Source organism: Micromonospora sp. WMMD729, from assembly GCF_049315225.1.
Classification (GTDB): Bacteria; Actinomycetota; Actinomycetes; order Mycobacteriales; family Micromonosporaceae; genus Micromonospora.
Map to the genome: position 1 here is coordinate 3229617 of NZ_CP186059.1, position 18816 is coordinate 3248432.

Annotated in this window: 19 protein-coding genes and 1 pseudogene; 7 read left to right on the plus strand and 13 right to left on the minus strand. The window is 75.2% G+C overall.

The window, feature by feature from the left end; genetic code table 11:
* Nucleotides 1-80: 80 nt before the first annotated feature.
* Entirely contained in the window at nt 81-773 is a 693-nt protein-coding gene (locus ACN263_RS14955; protein WP_422740418.1) for a hemerythrin domain-containing protein, read from the plus strand.
* Nucleotides 774-819: 46 nt separating this feature from the next.
* On the opposite strand, the gene ACN263_RS14960 is transcribed toward ACN263_RS14955, so the two are convergent.
* The 3 genes from ACN263_RS14960 to paaK are packed head-to-tail and all read right to left on the minus strand — an operon-like array spanning nt 820 to nt 3912.
* Entirely contained in the window at nt 820-1386 is a 567-nt protein-coding gene (locus tag ACN263_RS14960; RefSeq protein ID WP_422740419.1) for a dienelactone hydrolase family protein, read from the minus strand.
* Between the two features lie 55 nt (nt 1387-1441).
* Complete coding sequence (locus ACN263_RS14965; RefSeq protein WP_422740420.1) at nt 1442-2551, minus strand: nucleotide disphospho-sugar-binding domain-containing protein; 1110 nt, start codon at nt 2549-2551, stop codon at nt 1442-1444.
* A gap of 53 nt (nt 2552-2604) precedes the next feature.
* Nucleotides 2605-3912, minus strand: coding sequence for a phenylacetate--CoA ligase PaaK (gene paaK, locus ACN263_RS14970; RefSeq protein ID WP_422740421.1), 1308 nt, complete (start codon nt 3910-3912; stop codon nt 2605-2607).
* 259 nt (nt 3913-4171) lie between these two features.
* Here paaK and ACN263_RS14975 point away from each other — a divergent pair, with 259 nt between their 5' ends.
* The 6 genes from ACN263_RS14975 (at nt 4172) to ACN263_RS15000 (ending at nt 9268) form a co-directional block, all read left to right on the plus strand.
* Nucleotides 4172-4930: a class I SAM-dependent methyltransferase gene (locus ACN263_RS14975; protein WP_422740422.1), complete on the plus strand. Its 759-nt coding sequence runs from the start codon at nt 4172-4174 to the stop codon at nt 4928-4930.
* A 57-nt stretch (nt 4931-4987) separates the two neighbouring features.
* Complete coding sequence (locus ACN263_RS14980; RefSeq protein ID WP_422740423.1) at nt 4988-5464, plus strand: fluoride efflux transporter FluC; 477 nt, start codon at nt 4988-4990, stop codon at nt 5462-5464.
* The gene (crcB, locus tag ACN263_RS14985; protein WP_422740424.1) at nt 5461-5823 is read left to right on the plus strand and encodes a fluoride efflux transporter CrcB; all 363 of its coding nucleotides are present in this window, start codon (nt 5461-5463) and stop codon (nt 5821-5823) included. Before ACN263_RS14980 ends, crcB begins: the two co-directional genes overlap by 4 nt.
* A 90-nt stretch (nt 5824-5913) precedes the next feature.
* Nucleotides 5914-6438 carry a PadR family transcriptional regulator gene (locus ACN263_RS14990; RefSeq protein WP_422740425.1) on the plus strand — a complete coding sequence of 175 codons (525 nt, stop codon included), beginning with the start codon at nt 5914-5916 and terminating at the stop codon, nt 6436-6438.
* On the plus strand, nt 6435-7115 hold the full coding sequence (locus ACN263_RS14995) for an ABC transporter ATP-binding protein (protein WP_422740426.1): 681 nt from the start codon (nt 6435-6437) through the stop codon (nt 7113-7115). The genes ACN263_RS14990 and ACN263_RS14995 overlap by 4 nt, the downstream gene beginning before the upstream one ends.
* Nucleotides 7112-9268: an FtsX-like permease family protein gene (locus tag ACN263_RS15000; RefSeq protein ID WP_422740427.1), complete on the plus strand. Its 2157-nt coding sequence runs from the start codon at nt 7112-7114 to the stop codon at nt 9266-9268. Before ACN263_RS14995 ends, ACN263_RS15000 begins: the two co-directional genes overlap by 4 nt.
* Before the next feature lie 23 nt (nt 9269-9291).
* Here ACN263_RS15000 and ACN263_RS15005 read toward each other — a convergent pair.
* The 10 genes and pseudogenes from ACN263_RS15005 to cobO form a co-directional block, all read right to left on the minus strand.
* Nucleotides 9292-10176, minus strand: a pseudogene (locus ACN263_RS15005) (sirohydrochlorin chelatase); the annotation flags it as partial.
* Nucleotides 10173-10769: a precorrin-8X methylmutase gene (locus tag ACN263_RS15010; protein WP_422740428.1), complete on the minus strand. Its 597-nt coding sequence runs from the start codon at nt 10767-10769 to the stop codon at nt 10173-10175. The pseudogene ACN263_RS15005 and the gene ACN263_RS15010, both read right to left, overlap by 4 nt.
* Nucleotides 10766-10963, minus strand: a complete 198-nt coding sequence (locus ACN263_RS15015; RefSeq protein ID WP_422740429.1) for a DUF362 domain-containing protein — start codon at nt 10961-10963, stop codon at nt 10766-10768. Before ACN263_RS15015 ends, ACN263_RS15010 begins: the two co-directional genes overlap by 4 nt.
* Nucleotides 10951-12681 (minus strand): precorrin-3B C(17)-methyltransferase, encoded by a 1731-nt coding sequence (cobJ, locus tag ACN263_RS15020; RefSeq protein ID WP_422740430.1) that lies wholly within the window; start codon nt 12679-12681, stop codon nt 10951-10953. The genes ACN263_RS15015 and cobJ overlap by 13 nt, the downstream gene beginning before the upstream one ends.
* Entirely contained in the window at nt 12678-14054 is a 1377-nt protein-coding gene (gene cbiE, locus ACN263_RS15025) for a precorrin-6y C5,15-methyltransferase (decarboxylating) subunit CbiE (protein WP_422740714.1), read from the minus strand. The genes cobJ and cbiE overlap by 4 nt, the downstream gene beginning before the upstream one ends.
* Before the next feature lie 26 nt (nt 14055-14080).
* Entirely contained in the window at nt 14081-15232 is a 1152-nt protein-coding gene (locus tag ACN263_RS15030) for a cobalt-precorrin-5B (C(1))-methyltransferase (RefSeq protein WP_422740431.1), read from the minus strand.
* On the minus strand, nt 15229-16053 hold the full coding sequence (gene cobM / locus ACN263_RS15035) for a precorrin-4 C(11)-methyltransferase (protein ID WP_422740432.1): 825 nt from the start codon (nt 16051-16053) through the stop codon (nt 15229-15231). The genes ACN263_RS15030 and cobM overlap by 4 nt, the downstream gene beginning before the upstream one ends.
* Nucleotides 16050-16790, minus strand: coding sequence for a precorrin-2 C(20)-methyltransferase (gene cobI, locus ACN263_RS15040; protein WP_422740433.1), 741 nt, complete (start codon nt 16788-16790; stop codon nt 16050-16052). Before cobI ends, cobM begins: the two co-directional genes overlap by 4 nt.
* Nucleotides 16787-18142: a cobyrinate a,c-diamide synthase gene (locus ACN263_RS15045; RefSeq protein WP_422740434.1), complete on the minus strand. Its 1356-nt coding sequence runs from the start codon at nt 18140-18142 to the stop codon at nt 16787-16789. The genes cobI and ACN263_RS15045 overlap by 4 nt, the downstream gene beginning before the upstream one ends.
* The gene (gene cobO / locus ACN263_RS15050; RefSeq protein WP_422740435.1) at nt 18136-18747 is read right to left on the minus strand and encodes a cob(I)yrinic acid a,c-diamide adenosyltransferase; all 612 of its coding nucleotides are present in this window, start codon (nt 18745-18747) and stop codon (nt 18136-18138) included. The genes ACN263_RS15045 and cobO overlap by 7 nt, the downstream gene beginning before the upstream one ends.
* Nucleotides 18748-18816 lie beyond the last annotated feature (69 nt).

Here is an 18816-nt window from a genome sequence, read left to right on the forward strand (position 1 = left end):
CCAAGTGGGTTTCAAGTGGTTGTCAAGTGGCGGCGCGAATGATCGTCCTGTTCGACCCACCGAACCCTTGAAAGGGCACCGTGAACCAGACCCACCAGGAAGCGATGGCCGACGTCCGCGACATGTACATGGTGCACATCATGTTCCGCCGCGAGCTCGGTCTGCTCCCTCAGCTCGTCCGGGGCGTACGGCCGGGGGACGCGAAGCGCGCGGACCTCGTCGGCGCCCACGCCGCGCTCCTGTGCCGGCAGTTGCACCTGCACCACGAGGGCGAGGACCTGTTCCTCTGGCCGCTGCTCGCCGAGCGCGGTGGCGCGGAGGCGGCCGCCGTGGTTCCCGCGATGCAGGCCCAGCACCACGCGATCGAGCAGGCGTACGAGGCGGTCGTCGCCCTGCTCCCCGCATGGCGTCACACCGGACAGGACGGCGCGGCGGTGGCCGACGCCGTGGAGCAGCTGCGTGCTGCGGCCGTCGAGCACATGGCCCTGGAGGAGACCGAGATCCTGCCGCTGGCGCAGCGGTACGTCACCGCGGCCGAATGGGCCAAGCTCGGCGAACACGGGCTGAACGACACCCCCAAGAAGGACCTGCCGCTGATCTTCGGGATGGGGATGTACGAGGGCGACCCTGCGGTGATCAAGGCGGTGCTCTCGCACGCCCCGCTGCCGGCACGGCTGCTCATGCCGATCATCGCACCACGCCTCTACCGCACGTACGCCAAGCGTGTCCACGGCACGGCCACACCTCCGCGCATCGGCGCGAACGGGAGGTGAACGGTCGGCTGGTGCGAGCGACCGTGCCGACAAGGGGGTGGCGCGGTCAGGCGTCGGCCAGGAAGGCCAGCACCCGGGGCCAGGCCGCGGCGGCGGCCTCCGGGGCGTACTCGCTCAGATCCGGGTCGGTGAACAGGTGGCCCACGCCGGGGTAGCGGAACACCGTCAGGTCGGCGCCGGCGGCGGTCATCGTCCGCTGCCACTCGTCCACCTCCTCCGGCGCGTCGTACGGGTCCGGGTCGGCGACGTGCAACTGCACGGGCAGGCCGGGCCGGACCGCGTCCGGCGCGCCGCCGGTGCCGTGCAGCAGGAGCAGGCCGGCGGCGTCGGGGCGTTCGGCGAGCAGCGCCCCGGCCACCCCGGCGCCCATCGAGAAGCCGGCGAGGACCGCCTGCGGCGGCGGGGCGGCCAGCGCGGCGCGCGCCCGGTCGAGCACCACCTCGTGGCCGATCTTGTCGAGCAGGGCGAAGCCCTCCTCGACGGTGTCGGCGGCGGGGACGCCGTACAGGTCGGGGGTGGTGACCTGGTGCCCGGCGGCGCGCAACCGGTCGGCGGCGGCGCGGACGGCGGGCCGCAGCCCGTACACGGAGTGGAACAGCACGACGTGTCGCATCCGGTCATCCTGCCGCCGCCGGGCCGCCGACCGGCGGGGACACGCGGGGGTGGGCTCAGACCAGGGCCGCCAGCCGGGCGACCAGGGCCGACGGCGGCGGCATCGCGGCGATCTCCTGGCTGACCTGTACGGCGGCGGTCCGCAGCGTCTCGTCGGTGAGCAGCCGGGTCAGGGTGCGCGCGGTGATGTCGGCGGGGCGCGACGCGATACCGGCGCCCCGGCGGGCCACGAGATCGGCGTTGTGCCGCCGGTCCCCCGGCCCGGTGGCGGCCAGTTGCGGCAGGCCGGCGGCGAGGGCGCCGAGCGCACTGCCCGCGCCGCCGTGGTGGACCAACGCCGCGCTCGCCGGCAACGCCTCGTCGAGCGGGATCCAGTCGACCACCCGAACGTTGGCCGGCAACGGTCGGGCCGTCGTACGCCGGTCGGGTCGGACCAGCACGATCTCCGCGTCCACGTCGGGCGCGGCCGCGACCACGGCGGGCATCGGACCCCGGTCCCCGGGACCGGTCAGGGTGCTGCGGGTGACCAGGATGCGCGGTCGCGGACCGGGCTCGCGCAGCCAGGCCGGCAGCGCGCCGCCGCCGACGTAGGAGCTGTGGCGCATCGGCCAACCGTGCTGGGTCGCGACGCTGGGCGGCGCGACGGCGAGGGCGGCGGCCGGGGCGGGCAGCCCGGTCAGGCCGTGCCGGCGCAGCGCGGCGTCGAGCCGGGCGATGGTGGCCCGGACCAGCTCGCGGCCGTCGAAGAGGCTGTTCTCCTGCCGTACGGCCGGCACGTCCAGCCGGGCGGCGGCCACCGCCCCGGCGACCGCGAACGGCTCGTGCAGCACCAGGTCCGGTCGCCATCGCTCGGCCAGGGCGACAACCGGGTCGCTGAGCTGGTCGTTGAGCGCGCCGAAGAGCAGACCCGCGCCCCGGGTGCCCGCGGTGCCGGCCAGCTCGGCGCGGGCGATCAGCGGGTGGCGGGGGAAGACCCGCAGCGCGATCCGGCCGAAGTCGAAGCCCGGCGCGATGTCGTGTACGGCCAGCCCGGCGTCGGCGGCGGCCAGCGCGCCGCCACCGGTGGCCAGCAGCACGTCGTGGCCGGCGTCGCGCAGCGCGACCGCCAGCGGCACCAGCGGGAAGGCGTGGCCGACCAGCGGGGCGGAGACCACCAACACACGCATGGCCGCGATCCTATGTCGACACCGGTCGAACCGATGTCCCGGTGACCGGCGGGTCAGCCGGCGCTGCGCTGGTCGACGATGCGGCGCATCTTGCCCATCGACCGCTCCACCGCGTCCGGGGCGAGCACGTCCACGGCCACGCTCACCCCGATCGTGTTCTTCACCAGCTCCACCAGCGCGACGCCGGCCCGCTCGGCGGCGTCGGCGGGCACGTCGGCGCGCCGCTCGACCCGTACCGTGAGGGTGTCCAGCCGGCCCCGGCGGTCGAGGACGCACTGGAAGTGCGGCGAGAGCTGGGGCGTCCGCAGGATCAGCTCCTCGATCTGGGTGGGGAAGACGTTCACCCCCCGCACGATCATCATGTCGTCCGTCCGGCCGGTGATCTTCTCGATCCGCCGCATGGGACGGGCGGTGCCGGGCAGCAGCCGGGTGAGGTCGCGGGTGCGGTAGCGCACCACCGGCATCGCCTGCTTGGTCAGCGAGGTGAGCACCAGCTCGCCCTGCTCGCCGTCGGGGAGCACCGCGCCGGTGACCGGGTCGATGATCTCCGGATAGAAGTGGTCCTCCCAGAGGTGCAGCCCGTCCTTGGTCTCGACGCACTCGGTCGCCACGCCCGGGCCCATCACCTCGGAGAGGCCGTAGATGTCCAGCGCGTGGATGTCGAGGTGGTGCTCCATCTCGCGGCGCATGTCCTCGGTCCACGGCTCCGCGCCGAAGATCCCCACCCGTAGCGAGGTGGCGCGCGGGTCGACGCCCTGGCGCCGCATCTCGTCGACGATGGCGAGCATGTAGCTGGGCGTCACCATGATGATCTCGGGCTCGAAGTCGCGGATCAGCATGACCTGCCGCTCGGTCATGCCGCCGGAGACCGGAATGACCGTGCACCCCAGCTCCTCGGCCCCGTAGTGGGCGCCGAGCCCGCCGGTGAAGAGTCCGTAGCCGTACGCGACGTGCACCCGGTCACCGGGCCGTCCGCCGGAGGCGCGGATGGACCGGGCCATCAACCGGGCCCAGGTACGCAGGTCGTCCCGGGTGTAGCCGACCACGGTGGGCCGGCCGGTGGTGCCGGACGAGGCGTGCAGGCGGGCCACCTGTTCCCGGGGCACGGCGAACATGCCGAACGGGTAGTTCTCGCGCAGCTCGGCCTTGCCGGTGAACGGGAAACGGGCCAGGTCGGCGAGGTCACGGCAGTCGTCGGGGTGCGCGCCGACGGCGTCGAAGGCCCGGCGGTAGTGCGGCACGTTGTCGTACGCGTGCCGCAACGACCAGCGCAGCCGCTCGCGTTGCAGGGCGCGCAGCTCGTCCACGCCGGCGCGCTCGATGGGCTCCAGCTCCTCCGGTGACGGGGTGCGGTCCTGCATCGCGTGCCTCCTTGGTGCGGCGGTCCCGGTGGGGCTGCCGGTACCGTACGCCGGTCGCCGCCCGGCTGACCGGGCGGTCAGCGGACGGCCGACGCGGCGCTGGCGGGGGGACGCCCCGACCGCCGACACGACGACGCCGGGTCAGGCGTCGGCCCGACCCGGCGTCGCTTCGATCATCGCTCTGCCATCCTCTCGCAATTGCAAAATATGTGCAACAAGGTCTGGACACCGCTCCGGCGCGGTAACTAGCCTCCTCGTTATGAGTCCTTACATCACCGATCCGTGGGCGTGGCAGGAGAGCTGGGACCGTCAGCAGGAGGCGTACCTGCCGGACCGCGAACACCGGTTCACCGCCATGCTGGACGCCGTCGACGCGGTCGTCGACGGCCGGTCGCCGCGCGTGCTCGACCTGGCCGGCGGCACCGGAACCATCTCGCTGCGCACGCTGGCCCGCTTCCCCGCCGCCGAGGTGACGGTGGTGGACCTCGACCCGGCGCTGCTCGCCATCGCCCGCGCCACCCTGGGCGGTCGCGCCACCATCGTCACCAGCGACCTCGGCGCGCCCGACTGGCATACCGCGCTCCCCCACCGGGAGTACGACGCCGTCCTGACCGCCACCGCCCTGCACTGGCTGCCGGCCGACCGGCTCGGGCAGCTCTACGCCGAGCTGCGCGACGTGCTGCGCCCGGGTGGCGTCCTCGTCAACGCCGACCACATGCCCGACGACGCGCTCCCGGAGCTGACCAAGCGGCTGCTGGACCGGGCGCGCGAGCGGCGCGACGCCCGCTACGCCGCCGGCTCGGTGCTGTCCTGGTCGGACTGGTGGGCCCGGGCCGGCGCCGACCCCGCGCTCGCCCCGCTGGTCGCCCAACGGCAGAGCATCTACCCGACCGGGCACAGCCCCGAGTGGAACCCCCCGGCCTCCTGGCACCTGGCCGCCCTCACGGCGGCCGGCTTCGCCGAGGTCGGCACCCTCTGGCGAGGCGGCGTGGACGCGGCCGTCGTGGCGGTGCGCTGAAGCAGGGAGCGGCGGCAGTGCGCTGAGGCCCGACCGGCGGCAGTACGCTGAGCACCCGTGGCAGAACCACTGGACCCGCGCACCGACCCCGACGTCGACCTGCGGGTTCCCGCCGACCGGGGTGAGCTGACCGCGCACCCCGCGACCGTCCTCGCCACGATCGCGGCGGGCGGTGTGCTCGGCGCGCTGGGCCGGGCCGGCCTGCAACACCTCGCCCCGCACCCGCCGACCGGCTTCCCGTGGGCCACCTTCGGCGTCAACACGACCGGCTGCCTGCTGATCGGCGTGCTGATGGCGGTGCTCGGGCACCTCGGCGGCGGCCACCCGCTCGCGCGCCCGTTCCTCGGGGTCGGGATCCTCGGCGGCTTCACCACCTTCTCCACCTACGCGGTCGACATCCAGCAGGCGCTGGTCGCGGGCGCTCCGGGCACCGCGCTGGCCTACCTGGCCGCCACGCTGCTCGGGGCGCTCGTCGCGGTCGCGCTGGGCGACGTCGTCACCGGTCGACTCCTGCGCGGCGGGGCGGCCCGGTGACCGTTCTGCTCATCGCCCTGGGCGCGGCCGTCGGCGCGCCCCTGCGGTACCTCACCGACCGGGCCGTGCAGTCCCGGCACACCTCGGCGTTCCCGTGGGGCACGCTGACCGTCAACGTGGTCGGCTCGCTGCTGCTCGGCGCTCTCGTCGGCGTACCGGCGGGCCCGGCGGTCAGCGCGCTCCTCGGCACCGGATTCTGCGGAGCGCTGACCACCTACTCCACGTTCAGCTACGAGACGTTGCGGCTGGCCAGGGGCGATCATCGGCTGCTCGCCCTGGTCAACGTGGCGGGCAGCGTCGCCGCGGGGCTCGTCGCGGCCAGCGCCGGCTACGTCCTGACCCACGCCCTGACGGCCTGACCCCTCTTCCAACGGGCCCCGACCAGGGGGCGATGACGAACACCCTGAGGGTATATACGCGAGGTATACCCTCGGTGTAGTCTCCTCGGCATGAGCGTGCCACTGACCCTGCTCGGCCTCCTCGAACGAGAGCCCAGCCACGGCTATGACCTGAAGCGCGACTACGACGCCTTTTTCGGCCGGGGCAAGCCGCTGCCGTTCGGCCAGGTCTACTCCACCCTCAGCCGACTGGCCCGGGACGGGAAGGTGGTGATCAGCGACGTCGCACCCGGCGCCGGCCCGGACCGCAAGCGCTACGTCATCACCGACCGGGGCGCGACCGAGGTCGAGCAGTGGCTGACCCAGCCCGTCGACCCGGAGCCGCACCTCCAGACGGTGCTCTTCGCCAAGGTCGTGCTCGCGCTGATGACCGACCGTCCCGCCGACGAGTACCTCGACACCCAGCGCCGCGCGCACCTGCGTCGGATGCGCGAGCTGACCGAGATCAAGCGCGCCGGCAACCTGGTCGACGCGCTGCTCGCCGACCACGGCCTGTACCACCTGGAGGCCGACCTCCGATGGATCGAGATGACCGGCGCCCGCCTGGACGCCCTACGCAAGGAGGTACGGCCGTGAGCGCCGTCATCGAGGCCCGCGACGTGACGTTCGCGTTCGGACAGACACCCGCCCTGCGCGGTGCCAGCGTCGCCGTGGACGCCGGTGAGATCGTCGCCGTCATGGGCCCCAGCGGCTCGGGCAAGTCCACCCTGCTGCACTGCCTGGCCGGCATCCTGGTGCCCGACGCCGGCGAGATCCTCTTCGACGGGGCGCGGGTCGACACCATGGCCGAGACCGCCCGCAGCAGCCTGCGCCGCGACCGCTTCGGCTTCGTGTTCCAGTTCGGCCAGCTCGTCCCCGAGCTGACCGCGGTCGAGAACGTGGCCCTGCCGCTGCTGCTCGGTGGTGTGCGCCGGACACCGGCGCTGGCCAGGGCGCGAGCCTGGTTCGCGCGCCTCGGCCTGGACGGCCTCGAGGAGCGACGCTCGGGTGAGCTGTCCGGGGGGCAGGCGCAGCGGGTGGCCCTGGCCCGCGGGCTGGTCGCCGAGCCGCGGGTGCTCTTCGCCGACGAGCCGACCGGCGCGCTCGACTCCCTCACCGGTGAGCAGGTCATGGACCTGCTCGTCGACGCGGCCCGGCAGCAGGGCACCACTGTCGTCCTGGTGACCCACGAACCCCGGATCGCCGCGTACGCCGACCGCGAGGTCATGGTCCGCGACGGGCGCGTGACCGCGCCGGAGCGGATCGCGTCGTGATCGCCTTCGCGCTGCGCCTCGCCGTGGCGGGCGGCCGGGAGGCGCTCACCCGCCTGCTCGTCATCGCCGCCGCCGTCGCGGTCGGCAGCGGGCTGCTGCTGGCCACCCTGGCCGGGGTCAACGCCACCAACTCCCAGCTCACCCGGTACGCGTCGATCTACCCGAGCGACGTGGGCGGCGGCGCCGCCGACCCGCTCTGGTGGTCGACCCGGGACGACTACTTCCAGGGCCGACAGATCATCCGGATCGACGTGGCCGCCAGCGGGCCGAGCGCGCCCGTGCCGGTCGGCGTCCCGGGCACTCCCGGGCCGGGCGAGTTCTACGCCTCCCCCGCGCTGCGCGACCTGCTGGCCGCCCACCCCGCCGCCGAACTGGCCGACCGTTACCCGGGACGTGACGTCGGCGTGGTCGGCCCGGCCGGGCTGACCTCACCGGACACCCTCCTGGCCATCGTGGGCGGCACGCCCGAGCAGGTTTCCGCGCTGCCCAGCGCGCGGCAGGTCCGCAGCGTCGGCGAGACGCCCGCGCTCCCCGAGACCACGGTGAACCTCATCCTGGGGGTGGCCGCCGGCGGGCTGCTCTTCCCGGTGCTGATCTTCATCGGCACCGCCACCCGGCTCAGCGCCGCCCGCCGGGAGCAACGCTTCGCCGCCATGCGCCTGGTCGGCGCGACGCCCCGGCAGATCGCCACGGTCGCCGCCGTGGAGTCGGCCGTCGCGGCCGTCGCCGGCACCGCCGTCGGCTTCGGCCTGTTCCTCGCCTTCCGGGGCTCACTCGCGGCCATCCCGTTCACCGGCATGCCGTTCTTCCCCGGCGACCTGTCGCTCGGGGTGTGGGACATCCTGGCCGTGGCGCTGGGCGTACCGGCCGGTGCGGCGGTGGCGGCCCGGATCTCGCTGCGCCGCGTACGGATCTCGCCGCTGGGCGTCACCCGGCGGGTCACCCCACGGGCGCCGCGCGCGTACCGGCTGATCCCGGCACTCGCCGGAGTGGCCGTGCTGGTGGCCGCCCTCGGCTATCGGCCCGCGACCGCCGACGGGCAGACGGCGATGTTCCTACCCGGTCTGCTGCTCATCATGGCCGGCCTGGTCGTCGCCGGACCGTGGCTGACGATGGTCGGCGCGCGGATCCTGGCCCGGCGTGCCGATCGCCCGGCCACGCTCATCGCCGCCCGGCGGCTCGCGGACAACCCGAAGGCCGGCTTCCGGGCGATCAGCGGGATCATGCTCGCGCTGTTCGTCACGAGCGTCGCCATCGGTGTGATCACCACGATCATCGACGAACGCGGACCGGCCCCGGTCGGCTCCATCGACGCCAGCACGGTGACCACCGTCTTCGACGAGAAGACGGCCACGGTGCCGGACACCCTCTTCGCCGACCTGAGGGCGATCGACGGCGTGCGATCCGCGACCGCCATCCGGGAGAACCCGCAGGTGACGGCCTCCGGCGAGGTCGGCGTCATCGCCTGCGCCGACCTGCCGAGCGCGTACGGCCGGTGCGCCGACGGCGCGAACGTCATCGAGGTGCCGTACGGCCTGAGCCGCTGGCGGGAGTCGGCGTCGTCCGCGACGGTCTGGCCGGCCGCGTCGATCACCGTCGCCGACCTCCAACGGCTACCGGTGGGGGCGATGGTCGTCGGCACGGACGGCTCGGCCGCCGCCATCGAGCAGGTCCGCACCGTGTTGGAGGTTGCCTTCCCGACCTTCTGGGTGGGGCCGAACGTGCCCGGCGACTACGAGACGAACTTCTCCAACACCCTGCGCGGCTGGGAGCAGCTGGCGAACGTCGTCATCATCGCCAGCCTGGCGCTCGGCGGGTGCAGCCTCGCGGTCAGCGTGATCGGCGGCCTGACCGAACGGCGGCGGCCGTTCAGCCTGCTGCGTCTCAGCGGCGCACCGGTACGGGTGCTACGCCGGGTCGTCGCGCTGGAGAGCGCCGTACCGATGCTCGCCGTCACCGCCGTGGCCATCGGGATGGGCCTGCTCGCCGCGCACCTCTTCCTGCGGGCACAGATGGGCTACACGCTTGTCGCGCCGCCGCCGCGCTTCGCCGTGATCGTCGTGATCGGCCTGGTCGCCTGCCTGGGCGTGATCGCCTCGACCATGCCGCTGCTGGAACGCGTCACCGGCCCGGAGACGGCCCGCAGCGAGTGAACCTACGGCCCGGTGGCCACCGCGATCACCCCGTGCGCATGGTGGTGATGGTGGTGGCCGACCGGGTCGTCGGGGTGGTCGTGCGGTTGCTGCGGGCGGCCCACCTTGTCGGCGAAGCCGGGCATCAGCACCCGGTAGGCGCAGGTGTCGCAATTCATCCGGATGTCGCCGCCCAGCGCCTCGGCGTAGCGTTCGCGCACCAGGTCGGCGAGGGCGTCGCAGTCGCCGATCACCTCGGCGACCCGGACGTCCAGGTCGGGGTGCGTGGCGGCGAACTCGGCCGACTGGGCGACGATCCGGTCCGGCAGCACCCCGGCGAACAGGAAGTACGGCGCGACGACGATCCGCCGCGCGCCGAGGCGACGCAGCCGGTCCAGCACCGCCGGCACCGACGGCTCGGCGAGGGAGATGAACCCCGGCTCGACGCCCGCGTACCCGCGCCCCTCCCAGAGCAGCCGGGCGACCTTGGCGACCTCGGCGTTGGCGTCCGGATCGGTGGACCCCCGTCCGATCAGCGCCACCCAGGTACCGGCCCGGTCGCCGCCCGTTAGCGCGGTGTCGATGCGCTCCTCGAGGGCCGTGTGCAGCAACGGGTGAGGGCCGAGCGGACGCCCGTAGCGGTAGGTCAGCCCGGGGTGCCGCTGCTGCTCGCGCGCCATGGCGGCGGGGATGTCGCCCTTGCCGTGCCCGGCGCCGGTGAGCACCAGCGGCAGCGCGACGAGGGCCCGGTGTCCACGCGCGACGAGAGCGCCGACGGCGTCGGTCAGCGGCGGGCGGGACAGCTCGATGAAGCCGCCCTCGACGTCGCCGATGTCCGCACGCCGGCGGACCCGTTGCACGAGCGCGGCGAACTGGTCGACCCCGGCCGCGCTGCGCGTGCCGTGCCCGACGATGACCAGACCGGTCATGACTTCTCCTCGGTGTAGAGCAGGGCGTTGAGGGCGGCGGCGGCGACCGCCGAACCACCCTTCTCGCCCACGTTGGACACCCCGGGCAGGCCGCTGGCCCGCAGCGCCGCCTTAGACTCGGCGGCGCCCACGAAGCCGACCGGCAGGCCGACGACGAGCGCCGGCGCGGCGTCCAGGGTGAGTAGTTCGACCAGGGCGGTCGGCGCGCAGCCGACCACCCAGACCGCGCCGGGACCGACCCGGTCCAGGGCGATCCGCACGGCCGCCGCCGAGCGGGTGATGCCGGCCGTGCGGCCCAGCTCGGCGGCGGCCGGCTCGGCGACCGGGCAGACCAGCTCCAGACCGGCCCGGGTGATGCCGGCGGCGACCATCGCCACGTCGGTCACCACGGGTACGCCCGCGCGCAGCGCGGCCAACCCCGATTCGAGGGCCGCCTCGTCGCAGACCAGGTCGTCGACGTACGCCAGGTCAGCGCTGGCGTGCACCACCCGCTCGGTGACCGCCCGGGTCAACGGCGGCAGGTGCGACAGGTCGACCCGCTCCCGCAGGATGCGGTACGACTCGACCTCGATCGGGTGCACGGCCCGGCTCATCGGGTCCCTCCACTGTGCTCGGGTGCGGTCACACGGATCGCGTCGACCGGGCAGATCTCCAGGCACTCCAGGCAGCCGGTACACCGGTCGGTGCGTACCGTGAGGCCGCCGGCGACCGGCCGGATCGCGTGGGTGGGGCAGGTGCGCAGGCACGCGCCGCAGCCCTGGCAGGCGTCGATCGTCACGAGCGCCACCGGTACCCCCTGGGGGTGACCATCCGCCCGGCGACCAGCCGGGTGTCGCTGTTGCCGACCACGACCACGCTGTACATGTCGACGATGGCCGGGTCGAGCGTGGCCAGCGTCGCCAGGTGCACGCGCTCGCCGGGGCGGCTGGCGTTGCGTACCACCCCGACCGGGGTGTCCGGCTGCCGGTGCGCGGCGAGGATCCCCAGCGCCTTGCCGAGCTGCCAGTCCCGAGCCCGGCTGCGCGGGTTGTAGAAGACGGTCACGAAGTCGCCCTCGGCGGCGGCGGTCACCCGCCGCTCGACGACCTCCCACGGCGTGTGCAGGTCGGACAGGCTGACGTAGGCGTGGTCGTGGCCGAGCGGCGCGCCGAGCAGCGCACCGGCGGCCAGGGCGGCGGTCACCCCGGGCACACCCACCACGTCGATGCGCTCGTCGGCGTACTCCAGGGCGGGGCTGGCCATCGCGTACACCCCGGCGTCGCCGGACCCGATCAGCGCGACCGCCCGGCCGGCGGCGGCCTCGGCCACGGCGGCGCGGGCCCGCGCCTCCTCCGCGCCGAGTCCGCTGGCGAGCACCCGGGTACCCGGCCGCAGCACGTCACGGACCTGGTCGACGTACTGGTCCAGGCCCACCACCACCGACGCGCGGCGCAGCTCGGCCGCCGCGCGCGGGGCGCGCAGGTCGGCCGCGCCCGGCCCGAGGCCGACGACGGCGAGCCGGCCGCGCGGCGCGTGCCGCGCCACCGCCACGGTCGCCATCGCCGTCGCGGTCTTGCCCACCAGGAGCGTCGCGTCGTCGGTCCGGCCGTCCGCGCCGAGCAGCGCCGCGGCCTCCGCCACGCTCGGCGTGCCGACCGCGGCCCGGACCACCTCGCTGGGGTGCGGCACGTCGACCGCCGCGAGGCGCGCCGCAGGCCAGGTCACCAGGGGTACGCCGAGCGTGTCGGCGGTGCTGCGGATGCCCGCCTCGTCGGCCTTGATGTCGGCGCTGGCCAGGCAGCGCAGGCTCGCCGGGTCGAGGCCGGCCTGGGCCAGCACCCGGTGCAGCAGCTCGGCCACCTCGGCGGCCGGTACACCCCGACTCGCCCCGACGCCGGCGACCAGCGACGGCGGTCGCAGCACGGCGGTCCGCGCGTCGGTCGGCACCACCCGATCGGTGACCAGCAGCCGGTAGCGGCCCTCGGCCGTGGCGTCGGGGTGGGCGGTGCTGCGCACGTTCGGGGGCAGGGCGGGCAGCGGCCAGGCGGCGTCGGCGACCAGCTCGACCGGTTCGCCGTCCAGGATGGCCCGGGACACCGCGGCGACCGCGCCCTGCACGGGCCAGCCGAGGGTGTCCAGTCCGGGAAGCCCGACCGCGTCGGTGGCCGTGGTGACCACCGGTCGGGCGTCCAGCAGCGCGCCGACCCGCTCGGCGAGGTCGTTGCCGCCGCCGGCGTGACCGCCCAGCAGCGCCACCGCGTGCCGGGCCGCCTCGTCGACGACCACCACGGCCGGGTCGGTGCGCTTGTCGCCGAGCAGCGGCGCGAGGACGCGGACCACCGCGCCGGTGGCCAGGAACGCGACCACCGCGTCACAGTCCGCCCAGGCGGCGCGTAGCGCGTCGGCGACGCTGTCGGCCTCGACCGGCCGGGCGTGCGGCCAGGCGGCGGCGAGGATGTCGGCGTGCCGGCGGCCGGCGGCGGTGGCTGCCACCAGGCCGATCCGGGCGGGGGTGGTGTCGTTCACGGGCGCTCCCCGGTGAGGACGACCACCGGGTTGGTGGCCGCGAGTCGGATCGAGCCGCCGGGCAGGTCGGCGAGGCGGGCGGCGGCGAGCTGGCTGCCCTCGACCGAGTAGCCGGCGGCGCGCAGCAGGTGCACCGCCGGCGCGACGCGGTCCAGCGCGGCCAGGGTGAGCACGACCCGTGCGGGCCGACGTGTCAGCACGGCGGCGAGGACGTCGACGCCCCCGCCGCCCACGAAGACCGCGTCCGGCTCGGGCAACCCGTCCAGCGCCGCCGGGGCGCGCCCGACGACGACCCGCACGTCGACGGCGTGTGTGGCGGCGTTGTCCCGGATCGTCGCTGCGGACGCCGGGTCCTGCTCGACGGCGAGCACGGCCGCGCCGAGCAGCGCGCACTCGATGCCGACCGAGCCGCTGCCCGCGCCGACGTCCCAGACGAGCCGGCCCAGTCGGGGACGCAGCCGCGCGACGACCAGGGCCCGCACCTCCGACTTGGTGATCATGGAGTCGCGGTGGGCGTACCGGTTCTCCGGCAGCGCCCAACCGCCGGCCGGCGCGGCGGCCGGCTGGTTGTCGACGCGCATCCCACCGACCGCGAACGGGTCGGGCGCCGGCGCGGCGGGCACGACGGTCACCGGCGTGGCGGCGGACACGGACGTGGCGGCGGACGCGAGCGGGACGGGCAGCGGCTCCGCGGTCGGCACGATGGATGCGGGCGGGGCAGGCGGCGGCTCGGCGATGCTGAGCAGGACGTGTGGGTCGGGCCAGGTGTCGGTGGCGGCCTGCGCGGGGGTCACCGCGTGGACCCGTTCGGCGTCGGTGCCGAGGTGTTCGGCGACCAGCAGGCGGCGGGGCCAGCCGACCAGACCCGCGCCCAGCTCGGCGGCCCCGGCGCCCGGTGCGGTGAGGACCGCGACCAGCGGCAACGCCCGGCAGGCGTTCAGCGCCGGTCGGAGATCACGGCCGTGCGCGGTGACCACGGCGGCGCCGTCCCAGGACAGTCCGGCGCGGGCGAACGCGGCGGCCACACTGGACACCGCCGGCACCACCCGCAGCGGCAGCCCGGCCGCGCGCAGCCGCCGGACGATCCCGAACAGGCCGGGGTCCCCGCTGGCCAGCACGACGGCCGGCACCCCGGTGGCGATGGCGTCAACCAGCCGGCGCAGGGCCGGGGCGAGCGGCCCGAGGACGACGGTCTGCGCGCTCGCCGGTACGGGCACCGCGGCCAGGTGCCGGGCCGCCCCGACCACCAGGCCCGCGCCGGTCAGTGCGGGGGCGAGAGCGGGGTGCGGCGGACCCCCGGCGGCGTCCAGCCCGACCACTGTCACCAGCGTGTCCGGGGATGCCGTCGTCGCCGTCGCGTCGTCCGGTGTCATCGCGCCCACCAGCGCGTCCGGGGCGCTCATCGCGGCCACCGGCCGGACGAGGCGACGACGCGTGCTCCGGCGAAGTCGACCATCGCCACGTCCACGGTGACCGTCGGCCCGGCGAAACGCCGCAGCACCGCCTTGACCCGCTGGCAGAGCAGATCCCCGGCCGTGCCGAGCAGACCGGCGGCCTCCCACAGCTCGTACGCGTGTCGCCCGGTGTTCGCCTCGGTCACTGCGGCGACGAGCGCCGGGTCGCCGCCGACGTCGGCGGTGATCGCGCCGAGCAGGGACAGGTCCACCGTGGAGCGGGTGTAGTGGGTCATCAGGATGCCGGCGGCGAGTTTGGCGAGCTTGCCGGCCATGCCGACGAAGACCACCCCGGTCATCGCGTCCTCGACGGCGGCGGTGACCGCCGCGCCGGTGAAGTCACCCACCTCGACGAAGCACACCTCGGGCAGGTCGGGCAGCAGCGCCCGGGCGGCCCGCTCGGTACGCCCACCCGTGCACAGCACCACGGTCCGCTCGCCCTGGGCGGCCATGACGTGCACGGCCTGCACGACGCTGGCCCGCCAGGAGGCGGTGGAGAAGGGCCGGACGATCCCGGTGGTGCCGAGGATCGAGATGCCGCCGAGGATGCCGAGCCGCCGGTTGGTGGTCTTGCGGGCCATGATCTCGCCCCGGGGCACGCTGATCACCACGCGTACGCCGACCTCGGTGAGGTCGACGACCTCGGCCACCGCCTCGCCGATCATCCGCCGGGGCGTGTCGTTGATGGCCGGGCCACCGACGGCGAGCCCGAGGCCCGGTTTGGTGACGGTGCCGACGCCCGCGCCGCCGGCCAACCGCAGCCCGGGGACGTCGGTGAAATCCACGGTGGCGGTCAACTCGGCGCCGTGGGTGACGTCCGGGTCGTCACCGGCGTCCTTCACCACCACCGCCTCCGCGCGCACCGGTGGGGTGCCGGTCACCTCGCAGCGCTCCACCGGGAAACGCACCCGTCGCCCGGCCGGCAGGCCGATCTCCACCTCCGGCTGGACCTCGCCGGTGACCAGGGCGGTCACGGCGGCCTTGGCCGCGGCGGTGGCGCACGCGCCGGTGGTCCAGCCGGTCCGCAGCGCGGTGGGCCGGACCTTCGCCGTACGCGGCAGGTCCGGTTCGCGCAGCGGCGGCTCGGCGTACGTCACGGGGTTCCGGTTTCTCCGGCGCGGGCGCGGCGCAGCTCGGCGCGGGCGGCCGGTTCGGCGCGACGGAAGGTGTGGAAGTGCCCCGGGTGGTAGAGGTGGGAGCGGGTGCCGGTCGCGGCGAGGGCCGGACCGACCAGGAACAGGGTGTGCTTCCACAGCTTGTGCTGCTTGACGGTGGCCTCCAGGGTGCCGACCGTGCAGCGTACGACCAGCTCGTCGGGCCAGGTGGCCTGGTACGCCACGACCGCCGGGGTGTCCGCCGGGTAGCCGCCGGCCAACAGTTCGGCCTGCACCTGCCCGGAGCGGGCGGCGGACAGGAACAGCGCCATGGTGGTGCCGTGCCGGGCGAAGTCCCGGACCCGCTCACCGGGCGGCATCGGCGTCTTGCCGCCTTCGAGGCGGGTGAGGATCACCGACTGGGCCACCTCCGGCACGGTCAGCTCCCGCCCGACCAGTGCCGCGACGGCGGTGAACGACGACACCCCGGGAACGACCTCGACGGCCAGGCCGAGCGCCCGGCACAGGTCCAGTTGCTCCTGCACCGCGCCCCACAGCGCCGGGTCGCCGGAGTGGATACGGGCCACGGTCAGCCCCTGCGCGGCAGCACGCTCGTAGAGCGGCAGCACCCCCTCGATGGGTAGCTGCGACGAGTCAATGATCTCCGCGTCGGGCCGGGCGTGGTCGAGCACGTCGCCGTGCACCAGGCTGGCCGCCCAGATCACGATGTCCGCCGCGGCGATCACCCGGGCGGCCCGCAGGGTCAGCAGGTCCGCCGCGCCCGGTCCGGCACCGACGAACCACACCTTGCCGTCGCTGGTCACAGCTTTCCTCCTCGGTGGGTGCGGCGGGCCGGGACCAGCAGCGTGGACAGGTACGGCAGGTCGGGCCCGGCGTCGTCGACCGGACCGATCCGCTCACCGGGCAGGCCGAGGGCGCGCCCGAGCACCGCGTCGGGCAGCCGACCCTGCCGGCGCAGCTCGGCCAGCAGCTCCGGGTGCCGCCGCCAGCCCTTGTAGACGACCACGGTGCCCGGGCCGGCCAGGGCGTCGGCGAACAGCGCCGGGTCGGCGGTGGCGGGCAGCAGGGTGAGCGGTTCGCGCCCCTCGACCAACGGGACGCCGCTGCGCGCGGCCAGCTCCTGCATGGCGGTCACGCCGGGCACCGTCGCCACCCGCACGGCCGGGCGCAGCGCGCGGACGCTCTGCGCCAGGTAGCCGAAGGTGGAGTAGACGTTCGGGTCGCCGATGGTGGCGAAGGCCAGCGACTCCGCGCCCGCGTCGATCGCCGCGACGACCGTCCGGGCGGCCTCGTCCCAGGCCGCCGCGCGGCGGGCGGTCACCCCACCCCGGTCGTCGAGGGCGAACGGCAGCCGCCGCAGCCGGTCCGCCGGGACGTGTTCCCGCACGGTCGTCTCGGCCCGCCCGGCGTCCGCACCGGGCCGGTCCGCCATCACGGGTACGAACACCGCGTCGGCCGCACGCAGGACGCGCACCGCCCGGACGGTGAGCAGTTCCGGGTCACCCGGGCCGACGCCCACCCCGGTCAACGTGGCGGTCACCGGCACGCCTCCACGAGGCGACGGGCCGCCCCGGGGTACCCGGCCCAGTGGGTGTGCAGGTAGGAGGCGTGTACCCGGCCGCTGACGAAGCCGTGCGGGGTGTCGTTCCAGCGCCACGCCGGCACCTCGCCGTGCCCAGGGTCGGTGGTGGTGCGGTGGAACTCGTGCCCGCGTACCGGCTCGCCGGCGGCGGCCACCGGGGAGTCGGTGACGGCCACCGCCTCGCGGTAGCCGAGGGTGAGCCGGCCGGTCATCCGGGCGGTCAGGTCCAGCCGGCCGCACATGGGTACGCCGTTCAGGGACCGCCCGAGGTAGAGCAGCCCGGCGCACTCGGCCACGATCGGCCCGTCGAAGTCGGCCAGTTCGGCGCGGAGCGTGCCGTTGCCGGCCAGCGCCTCCGCGTACGCCTCGGGGAAGCCGCCCCCGACGACGACCGCGCGGGTGCCGGCGGGCAGCGACCGGTCGCGCAGCGGGTCGACGGTGACGACGTCCGCGCCGGCGGCGGTGAGCAGTTCGGCGGTCTCGGCGTACGAGAAGGTGAAGGCCGGACCACCGGCGAGCGCGACCCGTGGCCGCCCGATGCCCGCCGGCCCGCCGACGGCCTGGACCGGGTCCCACGCGGGGACGGTCAGCGGCCCGGCGGTGCGGGCCAGGTCGAGGACGGCGTCGAGGTCCACGGTGGCCTCGACCAGTTCGGCGAGCGCGGTGACGATGGCGAGCGATTCGGGGGCCCGTTCGGCGACCGGCACCAGCCCGAGGTGCCGGGCCGGCGCGGCGACCTCGGCGGCGCGGGTGACCGCCCCGAGCACCGGTACGCCCACCTCGGCGAGCGCGTCGCGCAGCAGGGTTTCGTGCCGGGGCGAGCCGACCCGGTTGAGGATCACGCCGCCGATCCGCACGGCCGGATCGAACGCGGCCATGCCGAGGGTCAGCGCGGCGGCCGAGCGACCCTGCGCGGTGGTGTCCAGCACCAGCAGCACGGGCGCGTCGACGAGCCGGGCGACGTGCGCGGTGGAGGCGAAGTCGCGGCGGCCCACCGCGCCGTCGTGCAGACCCATGACGCCCTCGACCACGGCGATGTCGGCGGGCGTGGGGACGCTCGCGCCGTGCCGCAGCAGGGCGGCGATCCGCTCGGCGCCGACCAGGAACGGGTCCAGGTTGCGGCCGGGCCGGCCGGCGGCGAGAGCGTGGTATCCCGGGTCGATGTAGTCCGGGCCGACCTTGTGCGGGCTGACGGTCAGGCCGCGCCGGCGCAGCGCGGCCAGGAGGCCGGTGGCGACCGTCGTCTTGCCGTGGCCGCTGGCCGGCGCGGCCACCACCACCCGGGGCAGCGCCCACGGTTCGGTCACCACTCGATGCCTTTCTGGCCCTTCTGGCCGGCGTCCATCGGGTGCTTGACCTTGGTCAGCTCGGCCACCAGGTCGGCGGCGGCGACCAGGCGCGGGTCGGCGTCCCGACCGGTGATGACGACGTGCTGGAAGCCGGGCCGGTCGGCGAGGGTGGCGACCACCTCGTCCACGTCCACCCAGCCCCACTTCATCGGGTAGGTGAACTCGTCCAGCACGTACAGGCCGTAGCGCTCGGCGGCCAGGTCGCGCTGGATCTGCCGCCACCCCTCCAGAGCGTCGGCGGCGTGGTCGGCCTCGCCGCCGCGCTGGATCCAGGACCAGCCCTCGCCCATCTTGTGCCAAGTGACCGGGGCGCCCTGGCCGGTACGCTCGTGCACCTCGCCGAGCGCCCGGAAGGCGGTCTCCTCCCCCACCCGCCACTTGGCGCTCTTGACGAACTGGAACACCCCGACCGGCAGGCCGGCCGTCCAGGCCCGCAGCGCCAACCCGAACGCCGCCGTCGACTTCCCCTTCATCTGCCCGGTGTGGACGATCAGCAACGGCCGATTCCGCCGCTGCCGCGTCGTCAACCCGTCAGCGGGAACGTGGCTCGGCTGCCCCTGCGGCATCAGCGCGCCTCCCGTCCCACGTCCGTGCGTCCCGTCGCCGTGCTTCCCGCGATCTTGCAGTTTCTGTTG